At 38.9% G+C, this 7,152-nt stretch carries 4 protein-coding genes; 3 read left to right on the forward strand and 1 reads right to left on the reverse strand.

The window, feature by feature from the left end:
• The first annotated feature begins 75 nt into the window (after positions 1 to 75).
• Positions 76 to 5,232: an nSTAND1 domain-containing NTPase gene (locus AC2JBO_RS23015; RefSeq protein WP_496955983.1), complete on the forward strand. Its 5,157-nt coding sequence runs from the start codon at positions 76 to 78 to the stop codon at positions 5,230 to 5,232.
• On the opposite strand, the gene AC2JBO_RS23020 is transcribed toward AC2JBO_RS23015, so the two are convergent.
• Complete coding sequence (locus AC2JBO_RS23020; protein ID WP_496955984.1) at positions 5,195 to 5,545, reverse strand: hypothetical protein; 351 nt, start codon at positions 5,543 to 5,545, stop codon at positions 5,195 to 5,197. The two genes, AC2JBO_RS23015 and AC2JBO_RS23020, sit on opposite strands and share 38 nt — an antisense overlap.
• Before the next feature lie 336 nt (positions 5,546 to 5,881).
• On the opposite strand from AC2JBO_RS23020, the gene AC2JBO_RS23025 reads away from it, so the two are divergent.
• Together AC2JBO_RS23025 and AC2JBO_RS23030 are read left to right on the forward strand one after the other, a co-directional pair.
• On the forward strand, positions 5,882 to 6,430 hold the full coding sequence (locus AC2JBO_RS23025; protein ID WP_496955985.1) for a hypothetical protein: 549 nt from the start codon (positions 5,882 to 5,884) through the stop codon (positions 6,428 to 6,430).
• A gap of 98 nt (positions 6,431 to 6,528) precedes the next feature.
• A partial coding sequence (locus tag AC2JBO_RS23030; protein ID WP_496955986.1) for a type I restriction endonuclease occupies positions 6,529 to 7,152 on the forward strand: 624 nt, incomplete at its 3' end.

Raw genomic sequence — 7,152 nt, forward strand, 5'->3', positions numbered from 1 at the left:
AATGGTGCCGCTTTATCTGGAATTATCAATGTATAAAATGTAGTTATCCGTTACATCCGTTATATCCGTTGCCAAATGTCTCCTATAAGCGTTGGAACTAGTCGCTCATCATCTCCCAAAAAAATAGATGCTCCCAAATTATGGCTGTTGCTAGTGGGAGTAAAAGAATATGTAGATGAGCAACTGCCTAGCTTACGATACTCAGCAGGAGATTGTCAGGGGTTAGCCGAAGCATTAACTAGAGCAACAGAACAATTTACTACTAGAGAAGTTTATACTTATCACGATTTTGCATCTCACCACCCTACCAAAGAGAATGTCAGTAAAAGCATTACAGAAATTGCTCAAAAAGCCAAGTCACAAGATACTATTTTATTTTATTTCTCTGGTCACGGAATATTAGAGTCATCAACGCATCAAGCTGTTTTGTGTTTGAGGGATACTCAAAAATCTAATTTACTCAACACAGGTCTACTCTTACAAGAATTGTTACAGTTGTTGGGAAATAGTGCGGCAGAAAATAAACTAGTTTGGCTCGATGCTTGTCACAGTGGTGGTATGACCTTAAAAGGGGCGCCAACTGAACCACTACTCAACCCAACATCGCAGCTAGTAGAGGTACTACAACAACGCGCGGCAAAAAGTAAAGGGTTTTATGCGCTGCTTTCTTGTGATATCAACCAATTATCTTGGGAATTTCCTGAATTAGGACACGGAGTATTTACGTATTACTTGATGCGCGGGTTAGAAGGTGAAGCAGCATCTCATGGTGTGATTTCGGCGGATGGACTATATAAATATATTTATCATCAAACACTGCAATATATAGATAAAACTAACCAGCAGTTACGGTTAATTAACCAGCAAAAACGCAGTAAAGGAGAAACTCAGCTTTTTGAAGAATACCCCCTACAAACTCCCAAGCGCATTGTCGAGGGTGTAGGTGAAATGATTATTGGTACTCGACCAGAGAAAGCAGATGTAGCTTTACATAATAGACTTGGGGTTGTAATAGAAGGGTTAACTGGTAGTGCAACGCTGGAAATTAGTAAGTTGTTTAGTAGTACAGGAGCATTTGAACTAGAGTATTTACAAGCAACTAAAGTATCTTCTGAAGATATTAAGTCTACTTTAGTTCGTTATCTCCAAGCAGAAGCGGAAACTGTTTTGCTTTATTTGCGGGGATATATTGAGGAAACCGAAGCTTCCGACTGTTTGTTGCTGGGAAACACCCGTATTAAGCGGTCTTGGTTGAAACAGCAGTTACGTAACTGTGCTGCAAAGCAAATCATTATTTTAGATTGTCCTGCATCTAAGACACAGCATTATGCTTATTTACAAGAGTGGATAGAAGATTTACAGATTGAATTGCATACTGGACAATGTTTAATTGGCTGTACTTCGACTGTTGAAGAACCTGAACGTTTTATTCAAACCTTGCTTGGAATATTAAAAGCTAGTTCTAAACCAGATGGTTTATCAGCAGCAGGCGCCATTTCCAAGTTGCAAATATATGCCGCTGATACTAATATTTCCCTTTCTATTTGGCTATCAGCAACCAGAGGTATTATTGAAATTATACCTGCAAATAATGATAATATTAAGCGAAAAGCAAGTCAGGGACTTGATATTGGCGTATGCCCTTATATGGGACTAAGTGCTTTTTGTGAAGATGACTTTCAGTATTTTTATGGTCGAGAAACTTTAACGCAACAGTTAGTTTACAGCTTAGTTAACTCTTCATTCTTGGCTGTAGTCGGCGCCTCTGGTAGCGGTAAATCTTCTTTAGTGCAAGCTGGGTTAATTCCGCAGCTACGTCTAGGTAAACAAATACCATCTAGTCAACAGTGGCTAATTAAGACAATGCGTCCCGGCGCCAGTCCCATTCAAACTTTAGCGCAAAAATTAGGTGATGAGAATCATCTTGTACTTGAAGGCTTACTTCATCAAGGGGTAGAAGGTTTTGTTTACTGGATACGTAGTTTACCTTATCCTATGACTGTGCTAGTAATAGACCAGTTTGAAGAATTATTTACTTTGGCGCCGAGTGTTGATAGAGAAAAATTTTTAGAATTGCTCCAAGCAACCGAATACGCCAAAGACCGCTTTAAATTAGTTATCACGTTGCGCGCGGATTTTATCGCGACTTGTTTGGAAGTACCATTACTCGCCAAAGTTCTACAAGAATCGAGTATATTAGTACCTCCCAAATTAACTTTAGATGATTATCGGCGCGTTATTAGTAACCCAGCTCAACAAGTTGGTTTGAAGTTGGAACCTGAGTTAGTAGAGGTATTATTGCATGAACTCGATAACTCAGTTGGTGACTTGCCGATACTTTCGTTTGTTTTAGAACAGTTATGGCAACATCGCAGCGATGGACAACTTACTTTACGCACGTATCAACAGCAACTTGGTGGTATTCAAGGAGCATTAGAACGTTCGTGTCAAGCTGTGTATGAAAGTTTAGATGCTCAAGCAAAGGAATGTGCTAAATGGATTTTTCTATCTTTAACACAGTTAGGAGAAGGTACTGAAGATACTAGACGGCGCGTATTTAAATCTGATTTGTTGGTTAAGAAGTATTCTGCTGAATTAGTAGATAAAACGCTTGGAGCATTAACCAGTGCTAAGTTAATAGTGATTAATTTAGAAGAAGTTGAGGAGTTAGGTGCAGGTAAGGGAGTCGCAACGGATGTAACGGTGAGTCCAGTTGCCACGTCTCGGTTTCCGTGCGTGGCAAACTGGCGAACCCGAAGGGATGTAACGGATGTGATGGGGAGGGCGCCTGTTACGATTGAGGTTGCTCATGAAATATTAATTCGTCATTGGTCTACTTTGCGGTGGTGGTTGGAGGAGAATAGGGAACGTTTGCGAAAACAACGACAAATTGAACATGCAGCGCAAATGTGGTTACAAGGAAACAAGCAAGATGATTTTTTACTGCATGGTGTGCGTTTAGCTGAAGCTGAAGATATCTATATTAAGTATACTCTGGAGCTTTCGAGTGAGGTGCAAGATTATGTAGAAGCTTGTTTAGTTGAAAGAAAACGGCAACAGTTTCAAGAAAGGAAGCGACTTAGACAAGCACAAAGAGCAGTTGTTGCTTTGAGTGTGTTGGGTGTTGCTGCGTGTAGTTTCGGAGGTTTGGCATATTGGCAAGGACAACAAGCGCAGTTACGAGAAATTAATGCTTTGAATGAGTCATCGCGCGCAAATTTATTATCGCATCAGCAGTTAGAGGCTATCATTTCTAGTGTTAAAGCTGGAAAACAGTTAAAAAATACCTTTAATGCACCCTCGGATATTAAATTTAAAACGATAAATACTCTTGAGCAAGCGCTGAAAAATGCCCAAGAACTTAACCGACTGGAGGGACATGAAGCGGGAGTGTTCGGTGTAAGTGTTAGTTCTGATGGTACTATTGCATCAGCGAGTGATGACATGACTGTTAGGTTATGGCGCCAAGATGGTAAATTAATCAAAATTCTTAAAGGACATCAGGCATCTGTTAGAAGTGTGAGTTTTAGTCCTGATGGAAAATTTATCGCATCTGCTAGCGATGATAAGAAAGTTTTGCTATGGAGTCGTGAAGGTTCTTTAGTTAAAACTCTTAACGGTCATACTGCTGAGGTTTTGAATGTCGCATGGTCTAAGGATAGTCAACTTATTACTTCCGCAGGCGCCGATAAAACAGTTAAAATTTGGAAAGTTGACGGTACATTAGTAAGAACAATTAACGCTCATAATGGTTTTGTATATAGCGTTAGTTTTAATCCTCTAGGAAATCTCTTAGCCTCAGCAAGTCAAGATAAAACAGTTAAAATTTGGAAAGTTAGTGATGGAACTTTAGTCGCAAATCTATCAGGACATCAAGCAGATGTATTCAGTGTTGCATTTAGTCCTAATGGACAAACATTAGCTTCAGGGAGTGCGGATAGAACTATTAAGCTTTGGGATAGTAAGGGTAAATTAATCACTAGTATTGCAGCACATGGCGCCCAAGTTAACAGCGTTAGTTTTAGTTCGGATGGTAGTACTATTGCTTCAAGTAGTAATGATAGCAGTATAAAGCTATGGAATGCTCAAGACGGTAGTTTAATAGAAACTTTTTTAGGACATAGTGTCGGAGTATATAGTGTAAGTTTTAGTGCTGATAACCAAACTTTAGTTTCAGCGAGTGTAGACAAAACGGTTAGAGTTTGGCAACGTGATAACTCTTTGTATAAAACTTTGGCAGGAGATGGAGGTAAAGTTTACAGCGTCAACTTTAGTCCAGATGGAAAAACTCTAGCTTCTGGAAATGAAGACACAACTATAAAATTATGGCGCTTAGATGGTACTATAAGTCACACTATCGAAGGTTATAGTAAATGGAATTACGGTCATAATAGCCCAGTATACAGTTTAAGTTTTAGTCCTGATGGTAAGATTTTAGCTTCAGCTAGTGGCGACTATTATATTAAACTTTGGCAAACTAGCGACAATGATTTAATTAAAACGCTTCAAGGACACGAGAGGGAAGTTAATTATATTCGTTTTAGTCCAAATGGTGAAATTTTAGCCAGTGCGAGTGCTGATAGAACTATAAGATTGTGGCGTATAAAACCTGTCGGGTCTCTTATAAACACCATTAAAGCACACAATGATGAAATCTTAAGTGTAAGCTTTAGTCCAAATAGCAAGTTTCTTGCTTCTGCTAGCAGGGACAAAACTATCAAAATTTGGAGTGTTAAAGACGCGAAGTTATTGAAAACTATTCGCGCGCATACAAACTCAGTCAATGATGTAAGCTTTAGTCCAGATGGAGAAATACTTGCATCAGCTAGCTTAGATAAAACTATCAAGCTTTGGCGAACGCGCGATTACAGCTTAATTAAAACTTTAGAAGGACATAGTGATTCGTTGTTGAGTGTTGCTTTTAGCCACGATGGAAATATAATTGCCTCAGCAGGTAGTGACCGTACAATAAAACTATGGAACCGTGACGGTATTGATATAAAAACTCTTCGTGGACATACTGATACAATTATGAATGTAAGTTTTAGTCCAGATAGTAAATTTTTGGCTTCTGCAAGCTTGGACGGTACTGCAAAACTCTGGCGCCTAGATAGCAAAGAACTGCGAACTATAGACTTAAACAATCTATTAGTTCGCAGTTGTGCAAAGTTAAGCAATTATTTAAAGACTAACCTTAACGTACAACAGGAGCGGTCTTTATGTTCTCATTAGGTATATTAGTATTGACGGCGGGGATACCAATATTACCTACCTGGTGTAAAATTCCATCTACATCACGCTTTGGTGGTGGTGGACCTTTAGGACCTTTTGGGGTTGAAGCAACTCCAGGTGCTTCATTTATTCCACCTCCGCCAATCGTTTGAATTTTACCAACTTCCAAAGCAGGAAGTCCTGTTTTTATTCCTGGTTTAACTAAAATTCGAGGTGCAGTAACCTGAGTATTCGCACTGTCAGCCAAGCTGGGTAAAGTCATAAATAATACTGTTGGCACTGCAATTGCTAAACCCAAAATTCCTCTGTTCATAAAGATAAATTCTCCTCTACAGATTAAAAACCTTTGGTAAGTGCTGCACCCGCTCTGTAATTATAGCTACAAAACCTTCCGGCACCGTTTCAGGTTTTTAGCATCAGTTTTTTCTCGCACTTATATATACGTTTGGCGCCACGAGTTTATGCACAACTCACAATAAATCTTTTTACCATCTTGTTTTGACCATCTTGTTTTGACCATCTTGTGGAATGGGCATCCTTGCCCGTCCTATTAACTATTCCAACATTCTTGGTAAAAAAACTGCCAACTTTATCAGAAATCCTTAATAGAGGAGATGTAGTAAAAATCTACTTGTATAGAATTAAATATATGAAAACTAGAAAAATAATAGCAGGCGCCTTCTCTGTGTTGGCAGTGTCCTATATCGTAGCTGGTGCAGCAGTGGCACAACTAACAACACAATCAAAAGTATTTGCCGATGGATTTGGGCGTGTTAAAGTTGGCATGACAGTAAAGGAAGCTTCTCGAATCGCTGGAACACGCATATTGTCATCATCAGCGACACCTATTCCAAACAAAGGCTGTTTTTACGTTAAACCAGTTCATACGCCTGCTGGTGTTGAGTTCATGCTTACCGATGGACGTATTTCTAGAGTTGATGTAGACAAAAATACCCAAATTACAACAGTAAGCGGCGCTAAGATAGGTGATACAGAAAGCCGAATTAAATCACTTTATTCAGGGCAAATTCAAGTTACACCGCATAAATACGTACAAGGTGGACATTATTTAACTTTCACGCCAAAAGAAGCAAAGTATAAAAATTATCGTATTGTTTTTGAAACTGATGGTAAGCAAGTTACACAATACCGCGCGGGTAAATTGCCAGAAGTAGAAAACGTAGAACGTTGCGGTTAATTATTACGAAATCCTAAGATTCCCGATTTATTGAATAAGTCGGGAATGTTTGATTCAAAATAATTTATAATTGACACGTTATATTTGACATACTAATTATGCTGCAAGTCGTCCAAGCGAGCGAACTTACTTTGCATGAAGTTGAAACAAAATTTAACTTGCGAGAAAATCAAGAGGATTCTTTCTTTCCGGAATGGCAAGGAAATTTACCAGAGCTTACCGATACAGAAAAACAGACGCTTGACCAAACTAAAGCAAATTTTCTTTATCTAAGTAAATATCCAGTATCAGAGGAAGTCGTTAAGTTAGTGGTGATATCTCCGCTACTGTCGATAGCTGGTTTTTATAGTCCTCCATTTCGTATACGTACAGAGGTGCCAGTAAAAATTAGTTTACAGAACAATAACGAAGAGGTGCGAGGAAGAATAGATATTTTGGTCGTAAGAGAAGAACTATGGATATTGGTAATTGAGTCTAAAGAAGCTGGATTTTCTTTAAAACAAGCAATTCCTCAAGCTTTAGCTTATATGATGTTGACTCCTACTCCTGAGCGTCCTACGTTTGGTCTTGTCACAAATGGTACTGAGTTTCGATTTATAAAGCTGCTAATTCAACCTACTCCACTGTATGAGTTTTCTGATTTATTAACGCTGCAACGGCGCCAGAATGATTTATACTCTGTTGCTAGTATTTTAAAACGGTTTGCTGATTTAATGCGGCAG

Source organism: Calothrix sp. CBUCES-K 9914 (assembly GCF_059640475.1).